The following is a 14,647-nucleotide window of genomic DNA, read 5'->3' as shown; positions in this document are numbered from 1 at the left end:
CTCCGTCCGTCGTCGGCTTCGTCGTCGGGCTGCCCTGCAGTGTGCCGTACCGTCGTGGCCGTGAGCAGCAGCCCCGACGAGGACGTCTCGACCCGGCTGGCCGAGGTCGAGCACGCCGTCCTGGCCCGCACGCCCGAGCACCAGGTCGACCCGTCGCTCGACGCGATCCGCGCCCTGACCGACCTCATGGGCGAGCCCCAGCGGGCGTACCCGGTGGTGCACATCACCGGCACCAACGGCAAGACGTCGACGTCCCGCATGGTCGAGCGGCTGCTGCGCGAGCTCGGGCTGCGCACCGGGCGGTTCACGAGCCCGCACCTGACCGACGTCCGCGAGCGCATCGCGCTCGACGGCGAGCCGATCTCGGCCGAGAAGTTCGTCGCCGCGTGGGACGACGTCGCTCCGTACCTCGAGATCGTCGACCAGCGCTCGCGCGACGCGGGCGAGCCGGTCATCAACTACTTCCAGGTGCTGACGGCGATGGCGTTCTCGGCGTTCGCGGACGCGCCGGTCGACGTCGCCGTCGTCGAGGTCGGCCTGGGCGGCACGTGGGACTCGACCAACGTCGCCGACGGCCAGGTCGCCGTGATCACGCCCATCGCGATCGACCACGAGCGGCTGCTCGGCTCGACCGTCGAGGCCATCGCGGGCGAGAAGGCCGGGATCATCAAGGCCGGCGCGGTCGCGGTGCTCGGCCAGCAGCCCCGCGGCGCGGCCGAGGTGCTGCTGCAGCGGGCCGGCGAGGTCGGCGCCGACGTCGTGCTCGAGGGGCAGCAGGTCGGGCTGCTCTCGCGCGAGGTCGCGGTGGGGGGCCAGCTGGTGAGCTTGCGGGGGATCGGTGGCGACTACGAGGACCTGTTCCTCCCGCTGCACGGCGAGCACCAGGCGCACAACCTGGTGACGGCGATCGCGGCGGTCGAGGCGTTCGTCGGTGGCGGCACCGACCGGCTCGACGTCGACGTGGTGAGGGCCGCGGTGGCCGACATGGACTCGCCCGGACGGCTCGAGATCGTCCGCAGCAGCCCGACCGTGCTGGTCGACGCGGCGCACAACCCGGCCGGCGCGCAGGTCGTGGCGGCGTCCATAGCGGAGTCGTTCGGCTTCACCCGGCTCGTCGGCGTCGTGGCCGTTCTGGCCGACAAGGACGCCGTGGGCATCCTGGCCGCCCTCGAGCCGGTGCTCGACGAGGTGGTGCTCACCCGGACGACGTCCGCGCGCGCCACCGACCCCGAGTCCCTGCGCGAGGTCGCCCTCGACGTCTTCGACGAGGACCGCGTGCACGTGGCACGGTCGCTGCCCGAGGCGCTGGCGCTGGCCGTCGACCTGGCCGAGCGCGAGGGCGACGGCATGGGCGCGGGCGTGCTGGCCACCGGCTCGGTGACCATGGCGGCCGACGTCCGCGTGCTGCTGGGTCTGCGGTGAGCGCGGAGGGTCCCGAGCCGGCCCCGAGGTCGCTGCGCCGCTCCTTCGCGGCCATGGTGCTGGTCGGCGAGCTGCTCGTCGTCGGCTTCGCCTCGCTCGTGGCGGTGCAGCTGTCGGACGTCGACGGCGCGACGCTGGCGTGGGTGGCCGGCGGGGCCGCCGTGCTGTGCGTGCTGGCGGCAGGTTCGCTGCGCTCGCCGGCGGGCTACGCGCTGGGGTGGCTCGTGCAGCTGTTGCTGGTGCTCGGCGGCTTCTGGGTGCCGATGATGTTCGGCGTGGGGCTGGTCTTCGCCGGCCTCTGGTACGCCGCGCTGCGGTACGGCGGTCGCGCCGACGCGATCACGGCCCGCCGCTTCCAGCAGCACTGACCTCGCCCCGCGCGGGTTCAGAAGAGCACGCGCATGGCGAGCAGGCCCTCGCCGGGGGCCCGGCCCGACAGCGCGCGGCAGAACTCGACCGCGTCGAGCTCGAGCTGGGGACCGTCGTCACCCGACCGGAAGCGGCCGCCGGCTGCGCCGGTGAGCTCGAGCCGGAACGGCCGACCGTGCCGACCGGCCCACTCCCGGACGACGTCGGCGACCACCCGGCGGTCGAGTGCCGGGTCGACGACCAGCTCCGCGCCAGCCGCCCGTGCGACGTCGACCCGGTGCAGCCAGACGTCGCGCGTGTAGACGACGTCGACCAGCTCGGCGAGCGTCAGCGACGTCGGCATGCCGCTCGCCGTCGAGCCGCCCTGCGACATCGGCACCCGCACCCACCGCAGCGGGCGCGGCAGCCGCATCCGGCCGTCGACCGCTGCCGGCGCCAGCTCGTGCAGGCGACCGAGCCGTGCGCTCGCGGTCAGGTCGGCGTGGTCGCGCACCTGCAGGGCGTTGACCGCGTCGAGCTCGTTGCCGGCGAACTCGCCGCGGTGCCGACGTCCCCACAGCTGCTGCCGGCCGGCCTCGCGCAGGGAGGCCCCGGAGCGCGCGGCGCCGATCAGGTGGCCGACCATGTCGCTCACGGTCCAGGGCGCGCACTCGGTGGGGGCGGCCCAGCCGGCCTCGTCGAGCCGGCCGAGCTGGTCGAGCAGCGCGTCGTAGGCCGCGGTCGCGACCTCGCGGGCGTCGGTGCGTCGCGTGATGGGCGGGACGGCGCGGACGTCGATCTCGGTCTCCGTGGTCATCGGGTCCTCCGGCGGTGGTGGGCGAGGAACATCTCGACGGCCGGGCGGGCGAGCCGCCGCCACCGGTCGCCGCCCGGCTCGTTGGCCAGCTGCTGGGCGGCCAGGCCGGACATCAGGGCGAGCAACAGGTCGAGGTCGTCCTGCTCGGTGATCCCGACCGACGCCAGACGCTCGGCCACCCGGCCGTACACCTGCAGGGAGGCCGCGTAGGCGTCGTCCGACACCGTCCAGTCCGGGACGGCGGCCGTGAACATCAGCTGGTAGCGCGCGACCGACTCCTGGCCGAACGCGACGAACTCCTCGACGGCGGTCGTGAGCGAGGTCAGGACGTCGCGCGGGTCGAGCGCGACGGCCTCCATGCGCGCGCCGAGCGCCTGGTAGCCCTCGACGAACATGGCGTCGTAGATGGCGCCCTTGCTCGCGACGTAGGTGTAGAGCGAGGGAGCCTTCATGCCGACCTCGCGCGCCACCTCGCGGAGCGACAGCGCGCCGACGCCGTGCTGCTCGGCCAGGCGCCAGGCGGCGGCGACGACCTCGGCGCGGGTGTCGTCGCGCCGGCGGTCTCGGGCGGTCAGGGTGGTCACCGTTCTCCTAACACTGTTCGGGTTATGGAACAGTGTTAGGCATCTGTGCCTGCGTGTCAACGGCGTCGAACCTGCTCGGCGTGATCACCGGCGAGAGCCAGGGTCGGGCGGGCGTCGGTAGGGTGGGCGGGCTCCGCGGAGCTCCCGTCCCTCGACCCGAAGGTGTCCCATGACCGAGCGCAGCCTCGTCCTCGTCAAGCCGGACGGCGTCCGGCGCGGCCTGACCGGTGAGGTCCTGCGGCGCATCGAGGCCAAGGGCTACACCCTGGTCGCCCTCGACCGTCGCACCGCCGAGCGCGACCTGCTGGCGCAGCACTACGCCGAGCACGAGGGCAAGCCGTTCTACGAGCCGCTCGTCGAGTTCATGGGCTCCGGCCCGGTCGTGGCCGTCGTCATCGAGGGCGAGCGCTGCATCGAGGGCTTCCGGGCCCTCGCCGGCGCCACCGACCCGACCGCCGCGCTGCCCGGCACGATCCGCGGCGACCTCGGTCGCGACTGGGGGCTCGCCGTCCAGCAGAACATCGTGCACGGGTCCGACAGCCCCGAGTCCTCGGCGCGCGAGATCGGCATCTGGTTCCCCGACCTGGGTTGAGCACCGGCGCCGCGGGTCTGCGGCCCAGCCAGCGAGACGGACGGCGAAACGGACGGATCGGTCGGTCCGGACCAGCGTCCGGGCCGCGTAGCATGGCGCCCGCACCCTTGACCCGCAGCGATCCGGAAGTCGTGGTACCCCCTTCATGAGCAGCCTGTCGTTCATCGGCCGAGACATGGCCGTCGACCTCGGAACCGCCAACACCCTCGTCTACGTCCGCGGCCGCGGCGTGGTGCTCGACGAGCCCAGCGTGGTGGCCGTCGACGAGCACACCGGCCGGCTGGTCGCCGTCGGGCTCGAGGCCAAGCGCATGATCGGCCGCACCCCCGGCTACATCAAGGCGATCCGCCCGCTGAAGGACGGCGTCATCAGCGACGCCGACACGACCGAGCGCATGCTGCGCTACTTCATCCACAAGGTGCACAAGCGCTCGCGCTTCGCCCGCCCGCGCATCGTCATCTGCGTGCCGAGCGGCATCACCGGCGTCGAGCGCCGCGCCGTCGAGGACGCCGCGAGCCACGCGGGCGCCCGGCGGGTGTACATCATCGAGGAGCCCATGGCGGCGGCGATCGGTGCGGGCCTGCCGATCGAGGAGCCCACCGGCAACATGGTCGTCGACATCGGCGGCGGCACCACCGAGGTCGCGGTCATCAGCCTCGGCGGCATCGTCACCGCCCAGTCGATCCGGGTCGGCGGCGACGAGCTCGACAACGCGATCATCCAGTACGTCAAGAAGGAGTACTCGCTGATGCTCGGCGAGCGCTCCGCCGAGGAGATCAAGATCACGATCGGCTCGGCCTTCCCGCTGAGCGACGACCCGACCGCCGAGATCCGCGGCCGCGACCTGGTGAGCGGTCTGCCCAAGACCATCACCGTGGGCGCCGAAGAGATCCGCAAGGCGATCGAGGAGCCCGTCAACGCGATCGTCGACGCCGTGAAGTCGACCCTCGACAAGTGCCCGCCCGAGCTGTCCGGCGACATCATGGACCGGGGCATCGTGCTGACCGGCGGCGGCGCCTCGCTCAAGGGCCTGGACGAGCGGCTGCGGCACGAGACCGGCATGCCGATCCACGTCGCCGAGGAGCCGCTGATGTCGGTGGCGCTCGGCTCCGGCCGGTGCGTCGAGGACTTCGACGCGCTCCAGCGCGTGCTCGTGCCCGAGCGGCGCATGTGACGCTGTGCGCCGGTCGCCCCGCCGCTCGGGTGCTGTCCTCGCACCTCTCGTCGTCCTCACCGTCCTGCTCCTCCTGCTCGACGTCGCCGCCGGCCGCGGCGGCCCCACCGACCGCGTGCGCGGGATCGCGGCCGCCGTGCTCGGCCCGGCCGAGCGCGCCGCGTCCACCGTCGGGCGCTCGCTGCAGGACGCCGCGAACGGCCTGACCGGTCGCACCCGCGGCCAGCTCGACGACCTGCGCCGCGAGAACGACGCCCTGCGGCTCGCCGACCGCGCGCACGAGGACGACCGCCGCCGGGCCGAGGAGCTCGACGGCCTGCTGCGCACCGCCGGGCTCGGCCGCTACGAGGTCGTGCCCGCGCGCGTCGTCGCCGCGTCGTCCGAGCAGGACGCCCGGCGCGAGGTCACCCTCGACGCCGGCAGCCGCGACGGCATCCGGGCCGAGATGACCGTGCTGTCGGGCCAGGGCCTGGTCGGCCGGGTGGTGCGGGTCGCACCGACGACCTGCGACGTGCTGCTGGTCACCGACCCGTCGTTCTCGGTCGGCGTGCGGCTCGAGGCGAGCGGGCTGATCGGCGTCGCGACGGGCGGGGGCGACGACCCCATGAGCCTGAAGCTGCTGGACGCGCAGACCCGCGTGGCGACCGGCGCCCGGCTGGTGACCTTGGGCAGCGCCAACGGCACGCCGTTCGTGCCCGGCGTGCCGGTGGGGGAGGTGCGCGACGTCCGGACGGCGCCAGGGACGTTGTCGCGCACCGGTTCTGTCGCGCCGTACGTGACGCCGTCGACCGTCGACCTCGTGGGCGTGGTGGTGCAGCCGCCGCGTCGCGACCCGCGCGACGCGGTGCTGCCGCCGGTGCCGAGGGCCACGCCGTGAGCCCGGCGCGCACGGTGCTGGCGGCCGGGCTCGTCGTCCTGGCGCAGGTGCTGGACGTCGCCGTGCTGGCTCGGTGGTCGTGGCCCGGGGCGACGCCCGACCTGACCTTGCTCGTCGTCGTCGCGCTGGCGCTGCTCGGCGGACCGACGTCCGGCGCGGTCGCCGGGCTGTCGGCGGGCCTGCTCGCCGACCTCACCCCGCCGGCCAGCGGGCTGCTCGGGCTGGGCGCGACCGGCTACGGGCTGGCCGGTCTGGTCGCGGGACGCTGGCACCGGCCGGGCGAGCGGTCGCTGCTGGTGCCGGTGGTCGCCGCCGCGGTCGCGGCGAGCGCCCTCGCGGTGGTGCAGGGCCTGGCGGCGCTGGTGGGCGGCCGGGGGCTGGGGGCCGTCGTGGGCACCGCGGCCGCCTCGGTCGGCTGGGCGGCGCTCGGGGCGCTGGTGGTCGTGCCGCTCGTCGTCCTGCTCGACCGCGTGGTCGAGGGCGACCAGCCCGAGGCGGTGCGGCTGTGAACGGCGGGGCGCGCAGCGTGCGGCTGCTCGTGGTCGGCGTCTTCGTCGTGTCGCTCATGGTGACGCTGGTGGCGCGGCTCTTCACCGTGCAGGTGGTCGGCGCCGACGGGTACCGCGCCGCCGCGGCGACCAACCGCGAGCGCGAGATCGTCACGCCGGCCGTGCGCGGCCTGGTGCTCGACGACCGCGGCCGCCCGCTGGTGTCGAACCGGTCGGCGCTGGTGGTGTCGGTGAGCCGCACGACGCTGCTCGACAGCGACGACGAGGGCCGGGCGCTGGTGGGCCGGCTCGCCGCGGCGCTGGGGCTGCCGTTCAAGACCGTGTGGGGGCGGACGCAGCTGTGCGGCACGAAGGGCGCCCCCAAGCCGCCGGTCTGCTACAACGGCGCGCCCTACCAGCCGGTGCCGGTGGCCGAGGACGTCTCGCCGCGCGTGGGGCTGCAGATCATGGAGCGCCAGGAGGACTTCCCCGGCGTCACGGCCGAGCTGCAGGCGGTGCGCACCATCCCGCGGCCGCTCGGCGTCAACGCCGCGCACCTGCTCGGCTACCTCGGCCCGGTGACGGACGACGAGCTCAAGGCGAGCTCGCAGGCGGCGCGCGACGGCCGGGCCGAGCTGCAGCGCACCGACCGGGTCGGGCGGGCGGGGCTGGAGAAGCAGTACGACACCGCGCTGCGCGGCCAGCCGGGCATCACCGACGTCGGCGTCGACATCCGCGGCCGGATCACCGGCACGCTGCAGAGCACCCCGCCGGTGCCGGGCAACCACCTCGTCACGAGCATCGACGCGAAGGTGCAGGCGGCCACCGAGAAGGCGCTGGCGCACGGGATCCTGGCCGCGCGGCAGCGGCAGGACAGCGGTGGCCGCGGCAAGCTCAAGGCCGACTCCGGCGCGGCGGTGGTGCTCGACGTCCGCACCGGTCAGGTCGTGGCGATGGCGAGCTACCCGTCGTACGACCCGCGGGTGTGGCTCGACGGCATCACCGACAAGGAGCTGTCCGGGCTGACGAGCGCCAAGGCCGGCACGCCGCTGGTGTCGCGCGCGACGCAGGGGCAGTTCCCGCCGGCGTCCACGTTCAAGGTCGTGTCGCTCCCGGCCGCGGTGCAGCACGGCTTCGACCTGCACGGCCGGTACGACTGCGCGAGCTCGTACCAGGTCGGCGACCGCGCCTTCCACAACTACGAGTCGGAGGCGTACGGCGTCATCGACCTGCACAAGGCGATCGTCATCTCGTGCGACACGATCTTCTACCAGTTCGCGTACAAGACCTGGCTGCGGCTCGGCGGCTCCGACGCCAAGGACGACGCGAGCGACCCGTTCGTGCGGATGGCCCAGTCGTTCGGGCTCGGCAAGGCCACCGGCGTCGACCTGCCGGACGACTCGTCGGGCCGCATCCCCGACCGCGCGTGGAAGCAGAGCTACTGGGAGGAGACCCGGAAGTACTACTGCGGCAAGGCCCGCACCGGTTTCCCGGAGGTCGCGCGCACCGACCCGTCGCGCGCGCGGTTCCTCACCCAGCTGGCCAAGGAGAACTGCGCCGACGGCAACGTGTTCCGCGCCGGCGACGAGGCGAACTTCGCCATCGGGCAGGGCGACGTGACCGTCACGCCGCTGCAGATGGCGCGCGTCTACGCCGCGATCGCCAACGGCGGCACGCTCTGGACGCCGCACGTCGGCAAGGCGGTCGTGTCGCCGTCCGGCAAGGTCGTGCAGCGGATCACGCCGCACGCCGCGGGGAAGGTGCCGCTGCGGCCGGAGGTGCTGCGGTTCCTGCAGAGCGCGCTGCGCGGCGTCGTCACGTCGGGCACCGCAGCCGGCGCGTTCGCGGGCTTCCCGGTCTCGGTGGCCGGCAAGACGGGCACCGGCGAGGTCTACGGCAAGCAGGCCACGGCGTGGTTCTCGTCGTACGCGCCGGCCACGAACCCGCGGTACGCGGTGTCCGTGGTGGTCAGCCAGGGCGGCACGGGCGGGACGACGTCCGCGCCGATCGTGCGTGACATCTACTCCGCGATCTTCGGGGTGAAGGGCGACAAGCTCGTGCGCGGGACGGCGGCGCTGCCGAACGGGCGCGTGCCGACCGCGCTGCCGACGATCCGCCAGGACGGCACGATCGTCACGCCCGAGGGCGTCGTCGCGGCCACCGAGGGGCTGCCCGACCCGCGAGGCCGGCGATGACCGGCTGGGGTCTGCTCGACACGCGCACCCGACGGGCCCGCGAGCACGGCAGCGTGTGGGTGCGGCTCGACTGGGGGCTGCTCGTCGCGGCGCTCGGGCTGTCGCTGCTCGGCGCGGTGCTGGTCTGGTCGGCCACCCGGCGCAGCGTCGGCGACGCGCTGCTGGCCAAGCACCTGGTGAACCTCGCGATCGGCGTGCTGCTCGGCGGTGCGGTGGCGCTCGTCGACTACCGCGGGCTGCGCGCGTACTCGCCGGTGCTCTACGTCGTGTCGATCCTCGGCCTGCTCGCGGTGCTCACGCCGCTGGGCTCGACCATCAACGGCTCGCACTCGTGGATCGTGCTGCCCGCCGGCTTCTCCGTGCAGCCGTCGGAGTTCGCCAAGGTCGCACTGGTGGTGGCGCTGGCCCTGCTGCTGGCCGAGAAGCGGGACGCCGAGGACCGGCCCCGGCACGTCGACGTCCTGCTGGCGCTCGTGGTGGCGGCGGTGCCCATGGCGCTGGTGCTGCTGCAGCCCGACCTCGGCTCGGTGCTGGTGCTCGCGGCGCTGCTGGTCGGCGTCGTGACGGTGAGCGGGGCGCCCGCCCGCTGGGTGGTCGGGCTGCTGCTGGTGGGTGCGGTCGGCGTCGGGGTGGGGTTGTCGACCGACGTCCTCGACACGTACCAGAAGGACCGGCTGACGGCCTTCGCCGACCCCACGGCCGACCCGCGCGGCATCGGCTACCAGACCCGGCAGGTGCGCATCGCGATCGGCACCGGCGGCGTCGAGGGGCAGGGTCTGACGCACGGCGTCCAGACGCAGGGCGGCTTCGTGCCGTACCAGCAGACCGACTTCGTGTTCTCCGTCGCGGGGGAGGAGCTCGGCTTCGTCGGAGCCGCCGGACTCCTTGCGCTGCAGGCGTTCGTGCTCTTCCGCGGGCTGGTGGTGGCGCGCCGGGCGGAGGAGATGTTCGGCCGGCTCGTGGCCATCGGGGTGGTGTGCTGGTTCACGTTCCAGGTGTTCGAGAACGTCGGGATGAACCTCGGGATCATGCCGGTGACGGGGCTGCCGCTGCCCTTCGTCTCGTACGGCGGCTCGTCGATGTTCGCCTCCTGGCTCGCGATCGGCTTGCTGCAGAACGTCCGCCTCGGCATGAGCGCCCGCCAGCCCTGACCTCTGCCACCACACTTGTGAAGGGTTTCCAACCCCTCGAACGCGCGTGAGGGGTTGGAAACCCTTCACAAGTGGCCCGGTGGTCGGGGCCGTCGTCCGGGTGTGGGATGATGAGCGTGGCGGTCCGGGTGGGTCATCCACCGGGCCGCGGTCGAGTGCAGCGCCGTTCAACGGCGCCAGGAACGCCGCGAGAGCTCGCGGGCGCCATGCATCAGCGGCCGCCCACGTACCTCTTGAGAGGCTGTACCCCCTTGTCCCAGAACGTCTCTGCCGTGCCCGCCGCTGTCTCGGCGTCCTTCGCCGACCTCGGCGTGCCGGCCCCGCTCGTCGCCTCGCTGGCGACCCGCGGCATCACCTTCCCCTTCCCGATCCAGGCCGCGACGCTGCCGGACTCCCTGGCCGGCCGTGACGTGCTCGGCCGCGGCCGCACCGGCAGCGGCAAGACCGTCGCCTTCGCGCTGCCCACCGTCGCGGCGCTCAAGCAGAGCGGCACCACCCGCCGTCCGAACCGGCCGCGCGCGCTGGTGCTGCTGCCGACCCGCGAGCTGGCCAACCAGGTCGCGGACACGCTGCGGCCGCTGGCGGAGGCGGTCGGCCTGTCGGTCGCGACCGTCTTCGGCGGCGTGAGCCAGAACCCGCAGGTGACCGCGCTGCGCAAGGGCGTCGACGTCCTCGTCGCGTGCCCCGGTCGGCTCGAGGACCTCATCGGCCAGGGCCACGTGCACCTCGACGCGATCGAGGTCACGGTGCTCGACGAGGCCGACCACATGGCCGACCTCGGCTTCCTGCCCGGCGTGAAGCGCATCCTCGACCGCACGCCGCGCGGCACGCAGCGCCTGCTGTTCTCGGCCACGCTCGACAACGGCGTCGACGTGCTGGTCAAGCGCTACCTCGACCAGCCCGTGACGCACTCGGTCGAGCCGGCCAAGGCCGACACCGTCGCCATGGAGCACCACGTGCTGGCCGTCGACAAGGCCGACAAGCCGGCCGTCGTGCGCGAGCTCGCCGGTGGCCAGGGCCGCAGCCTGCTCTTCATGCGCACCAAGCACACAGCGAAGAAGCTGGCGCGCCAGCTGACCGCCGCGGGCATCCCGGCCGTCGACCTGCACGGCAACCTGTCGCAGAACGCGCGCGAGCGGAACCTCGCGGCGTACGCCGACGGCTCGGTGCGGGTGCTCGTGGCCACCGACATCGCCGCGCGCGGCATCCACGTCGACGACGTCAACCTCGTCGTGCACGTCGACCCGCCGGCCGAGCACAAGGCGTACACGCACCGCTCCGGCCGGACGGCGCGGGCCGGCGCTGCCGGTGTCGTCGTGACGCTGATGACGCCCGACCAGCACGGCGACGTCCGGGTGCTGACGCGCCAGGCCGGCATCAAGCCGCAGCAGGCGGCCGTCGTCCCGGGGGACGCGCTGCTGCGCGACCTGGCCGGACCGGCGGCGGCGTACGTCGAGCCGGTTGCTGCTCCCGCGGCAGCCGGTACCCCGGCGCGAGGTGCGGTGCAGCGCAACGGTTCTGCGCGCTCGTCGCGCCCGGGTCAGGGTCGTCGCCGCGGCGGCTCCGGCTCCGGTGGGGCCGGCCAGGCGGCGACGCACAACAACCAGAGCGGCCAGACCGCGTCCGGTGGCGGCGTGGGTGGCGGCGGTCGCCGTCGCCGTCGTCGTCCCAGCGCCCGCTGATCCGTCGCGCGCTGCCGGACGTCTGCGCAGGCAGACGCGGGGGGTCGGTGTCGCTGACGCGCACGGATCCCCCTGTCTGCCTGCCGAGCCGGCGTGGTGGTCAGACCGGCGCCGGTACGAGGCGGCGCACGGCCGACATGCGCATCAGCGCACAGGCGGGGGGCCGCGTGCTCGGCCGATGCGGGCCGCAGCCGTTGCGCATGTTGGTCGGGTGGTCAGCCGCCGGCGTCGAGGTAGGTCCAGCGGCCGTCGACCCGCACGAACCGGCTGCGCTCGCGCAGCACGCCCCGCGCGCCGTCGTGCCGGTAGCGCGCCTCGAACGCCACCACGCCCTCGGTGTCCAGGAACCCGCCGCCGCTAACCTCGGTGACGTCGAGCCGCACCCAGCGCTGGGCCGGGTCGAGGTCGACGGACGACGGCGCTGTCGTCGGGTGCCACGTGCGCAGCAGGTACTCGGCGTCGCCGACGGCGAAGGCCGCGTAGCGCGAGCGCATCAGCTGCTCGGCGGTGGCGGCGTGCGAGTCACCGCGGTGCAGCCGGCCGCAGCACAGGTCGTACGGATCGCCCGACCCGCACGGGCACGACTGCTCCATCCGGGCATCATGCCCGCACCCGCGCCAGGTGGTCAGCGCTGGGCGCCGACCAGCTCGCGACGAGTGGTGACCTCGGCGTCAGCGCCGTCCGCCGGGGCGGGGTCGGGACGGCGGGCGCGCAGCCTGCGACGGGCCGGCACCTCGACCCAGCGGTGCATGGCCACCGCCACGCCGGCCAGCGCCCCGGCGTAGGCGAGCAGCACCAGCCCCCGCAGCCACCACGCCGAGCCGCTCACGGACGACGGCGCCAGCACCTGGTGCAGCACCGGCGTCAGCAGCACGTGCGTCATGTACAGGCTGTACGACACCTCGCCCCAGTAGCGGAAGGTCGACGAGCCGAGCAGCTTTCCCAGCGGTCCGCTGTCGAGTGCGACGCAGAGCACCAGCACGCCGAGCGCCGGCGCCAGCCAGTACCCGACGCGCACCTCGGGCACCAGCAGCACGACCGCCGCGATCGCGACCGCCAGCGGCACCGTGCAGCGCCCGACCCACCGCGGCTGCGCCTGGTAGACCCGCAGCAGCAGCAGCCCGGCGCAGAAATCGGTGGCCAGCCGCAGCATGCCCGCGTGCGGCACGTTGCCGTTGGGCAGCGCCCACAGCGCGAAGACGGTCAGCATCGCCGCGTACGCCGCGAGCACACCGAACGACGCCGCGACCGCCGAGCGCACGCGCCGCAGCCCCAGCAGCAGCAAGGGGCAGGCGAGGTAGGCGGCCCACTCGGCGCTGATGGACCACGCGGGACCGTTGAAGCTCGGCCGGTCGGTGAACCACTGGTGGGTCATCGTCAGGTTCGCGACGTACGCGTCCGGCGTGCGGCGGTGGCCGCCGTCCGTGACGCCGAGCGTGCCGACGACCGCAGCGAGGGCGAGGTCGAGGTGGAGGGTCACGACGTGGACGGGCCACACGCGGGCGAGCCGGTTGCGCACGAACGCGCGCGTGCGGTCCCCCCGCCAGCGGGCCAGCGCGTCGGAGTAGTTGTAGGCGAGCACGAAGCCGCTGAGCACGAAGAAGACGTCGACGCCGAGGTAGCCGGCGTCGAGCAGGGGGGCGACCGGGCGTAGCCCGGGCACCAGCGCGAGGACGTCGGCGCGGTAGTGGAACAGCACGACCCAGACGGCCGCGACGGCGCGCAGCCCGGTCAGGGCGCCGACGTGCGGGCGGGGGGTCTCGCGGCCCTGCATCGTGCTCCTCTACGTGGCCCCCGCCGGACAATTCGGACCAATCGATCCTACCGGGGACGTCGGGGGCCCGCCCGCGCACGCCGACGGCCGCCCCGACGTCCCGCGTTATCCTGGGGAGGTCCTCCCGTGCGTCGGGGACGTCCCCCCACACCTCTGGAAGGTCTTCCGTCATGCCGGTCGAGTCCGTGTTCGGTGCGCTGGAGCCGTTGCTCGCGCGCGTGAGCAAGCCGATCCAGTACGTCGGCGGCGAGCTCAACTCGACGGTCAAGGAGTGGGACGACGTCGCCGTCCGCTGGGCGCTGATGTACCCCGACGCCTACGAGGTGGGCGTGCCCAACCAGGGCACGATGATCTTGTACGAGGTGCTGAACGAGCGGCCCGACGCCCTCGCCGAGCGCACCTACGCCGTGTGGCCGGACCTCGAGGCCCTGATGCGCGAGCACGGGGTGCCGCAGTTCACCGTCGACGCGCACCGTCCGGTCGGCGCGTTCGACGTCCTGGGCGTGTCGTTCTCGACCGAGCTCGGCTACACCAACCTGCTCACGGCGCTCGACCTCGCCGGCGTGCCGCTGCACGCGCGCGACCGCGGTGACGACGACCCTCTCGTGCTCGCCGGCGGGCACGCCGCGTTCAACCCCGAGCCGATCGCCGACTTCCTCGACGCCGCCGTGGTCGGCGACGGCGAGGAGGCCGTGCTGACGATCACCGACGTGATCCGCGACCACAAGGCCGAGGGCAGCCCCGGCGGCCGCGAGGAGCTGCTGCTGCGCCTGGCTCGTACCGGCGGCGTCTACGTGCCGGCGTTCTACGACGTCGACTACCTGCCCGACGGCCGGATCAAGCGCGTGGCGCCGAACCGCCCGGGCGTGCCGTGGCGGGTCAGCAAGCACACCGTGATGGACCTCGACGAGTGGCCGTACCCCAAGCAGCCGCTGGTGCCGCTGGCCGAGAGCGTCCACGAGCGGATGAGCGTCGAGATCTTCCGCGGATGCACGCGCGGCTGCCGCTTCTGCCAGGCCGGCATGATCACGCGCCCGGTGCGCGAACGCAGCCTGCAGGGCATCGGCGAGATGGTCGAGAAGGGCCTGGCTGCGACGGGTTTCGAGGAGGTCGGGCTGCTCTCGCTGTCGAGCGCCGACCATTCCGAGATCGCCGACGTCACCAAGGGCCTGGCCGACCGCTACGAGGGCACCAACACCGGGCTGTCGCTGCCGTCGACCCGCGTCGACGCGTTCAACATCGACCTCGCCAACGAGCTCTCGCGCGGCGGACGACGCAGCGGCCTGACGTTCGCGCCCGAGGGCGGCAGCGAGCGGCTGCGCAAGGTCATCAACAAGATGGTCAGCGAGGACGACCTGATCCGCACCGTCGCGGCCGCCTACGCCAACGGCTGGCGCCAGGTGAAGCTCTACTTCATGTGCGGCCTGCCCACCGAGACCGACGAGGACGTGCTGCAGATCGCCGAGATGGCGGCGCGCGTGATCCAGACCGGCCGGCAGGTCAGCGGGCAGAACGACATCCGGTGCACGGTGAGCATCGGCGG

The 14,647-nt window shown here is 73.8% G+C and carries 14 protein-coding genes; 10 read left to right on the top strand and 4 right to left on the bottom strand.

What is annotated here, in order from left to right; translation table 11 throughout:
* Positions 1-60 precede the first annotated feature (60 nt).
* Together ACYVJ4_RS01670 and ACYVJ4_RS01665 are read left to right on the top strand one after the other, a co-directional pair.
* On the top strand, positions 61-1,422 hold the full coding sequence (locus ACYVJ4_RS01670; protein WP_460458371.1) for a bifunctional folylpolyglutamate synthase/dihydrofolate synthase: 1,362 nt from the start codon (positions 61-63) through the stop codon (positions 1,420-1,422).
* Positions 1,419-1,790, top strand: coding sequence for a DUF4233 domain-containing protein (locus ACYVJ4_RS01665; protein WP_460458370.1), 372 nt, complete (start codon positions 1,419-1,421; stop codon positions 1,788-1,790). The genes ACYVJ4_RS01670 and ACYVJ4_RS01665 overlap by 4 nt, the downstream gene beginning before the upstream one ends.
* A gap of 17 nt (positions 1,791-1,807) precedes the next feature.
* Here the strand turns inward: ACYVJ4_RS01665 and ACYVJ4_RS01660 are convergent, their stop codons facing one another.
* Together ACYVJ4_RS01660 and ACYVJ4_RS01655 are read right to left on the bottom strand one after the other, a co-directional pair.
* Entirely contained in the window at positions 1,808-2,587 is a 780-nt protein-coding gene (locus ACYVJ4_RS01660) for a maleylpyruvate isomerase family mycothiol-dependent enzyme (RefSeq protein ID WP_460458369.1), read from the bottom strand.
* On the bottom strand, positions 2,584-3,171 hold the full coding sequence (locus ACYVJ4_RS01655) for a TetR/AcrR family transcriptional regulator (RefSeq protein WP_460458368.1): 588 nt from the start codon (positions 3,169-3,171) through the stop codon (positions 2,584-2,586). Before ACYVJ4_RS01655 ends, ACYVJ4_RS01660 begins: the two co-directional genes overlap by 4 nt.
* Positions 3,172-3,340: 169 nt before the next feature.
* On the opposite strand from ACYVJ4_RS01655, the gene ndk reads away from it, so the two are divergent.
* The 7 genes from ndk to ACYVJ4_RS01620 all read left to right on the top strand — a co-directional run bounded on the left by ndk (position 3,341) and on the right by ACYVJ4_RS01620 (position 11,330).
* Positions 3,341-3,763, top strand: coding sequence for a nucleoside-diphosphate kinase (gene ndk, locus ACYVJ4_RS01650; RefSeq protein ID WP_460458367.1), 423 nt, complete (start codon positions 3,341-3,343; stop codon positions 3,761-3,763).
* A gap of 154 nt (positions 3,764-3,917) precedes the next feature.
* Complete coding sequence (locus ACYVJ4_RS01645; RefSeq protein ID WP_460458407.1) at positions 3,918-4,937, top strand: rod shape-determining protein; 1,020 nt, start codon at positions 3,918-3,920, stop codon at positions 4,935-4,937.
* Between the two features lie 4 nt (positions 4,938-4,941).
* Positions 4,942-5,814 carry a rod shape-determining protein MreC gene (gene mreC / locus ACYVJ4_RS01640; protein WP_460458366.1) on the top strand — a complete coding sequence of 291 codons (873 nt, stop codon included), beginning with the start codon at positions 4,942-4,944 and terminating at the stop codon, positions 5,812-5,814.
* The gene (gene mreD, locus ACYVJ4_RS01635; protein ID WP_460458365.1) at positions 5,811-6,323 is read left to right on the top strand and encodes a rod shape-determining protein MreD; all 513 of its coding nucleotides are present in this window, start codon (positions 5,811-5,813) and stop codon (positions 6,321-6,323) included. The genes mreC and mreD overlap by 4 nt, the downstream gene beginning before the upstream one ends.
* Complete coding sequence (mrdA, locus tag ACYVJ4_RS01630; protein ID WP_460458364.1) at positions 6,320-8,497, top strand: penicillin-binding protein 2; 2,178 nt, start codon at positions 6,320-6,322, stop codon at positions 8,495-8,497. The genes mreD and mrdA overlap by 4 nt, the downstream gene beginning before the upstream one ends.
* The gene (gene rodA, locus ACYVJ4_RS01625) at positions 8,494-9,648 is read left to right on the top strand and encodes a rod shape-determining protein RodA (protein WP_460458363.1); all 1,155 of its coding nucleotides are present in this window, start codon (positions 8,494-8,496) and stop codon (positions 9,646-9,648) included. Before mrdA ends, rodA begins: the two co-directional genes overlap by 4 nt.
* A gap of 272 nt (positions 9,649-9,920) precedes the next feature.
* Positions 9,921-11,330, top strand: coding sequence for a DEAD/DEAH box helicase (locus ACYVJ4_RS01620; RefSeq protein WP_460458362.1), 1,410 nt, complete (start codon positions 9,921-9,923; stop codon positions 11,328-11,330).
* Between the two features lie 215 nt (positions 11,331-11,545).
* Here ACYVJ4_RS01620 and ACYVJ4_RS01615 read toward each other — a convergent pair whose 3' ends face one another.
* On the bottom strand, positions 11,546-11,923 hold the full coding sequence (locus ACYVJ4_RS01615) for a YchJ family protein (RefSeq protein WP_460458361.1): 378 nt from the start codon (positions 11,921-11,923) through the stop codon (positions 11,546-11,548).
* A gap of 32 nt (positions 11,924-11,955) precedes the next feature.
* Positions 11,956-13,104, bottom strand: a complete 1,149-nt coding sequence (locus tag ACYVJ4_RS01610) for an acyltransferase family protein (RefSeq protein WP_460458360.1) — start codon at positions 13,102-13,104, stop codon at positions 11,956-11,958.
* Between the two features lie 170 nt (positions 13,105-13,274).
* Here ACYVJ4_RS01610 and ACYVJ4_RS01605 point away from each other — a divergent pair.
* The coding region (locus ACYVJ4_RS01605) for a TIGR03960 family B12-binding radical SAM protein (RefSeq protein ID WP_460458359.1) at positions 13,275-14,647 on the top strand (1,373 nt) is incomplete at its 3' end.

It is taken from the genome of Angustibacter peucedani (assembly GCF_054779595.1).
The sequence above is the reverse complement of the archived record's forward strand: the minus strand, read 5'-3'. Positions and strand labels throughout refer to the sequence as shown.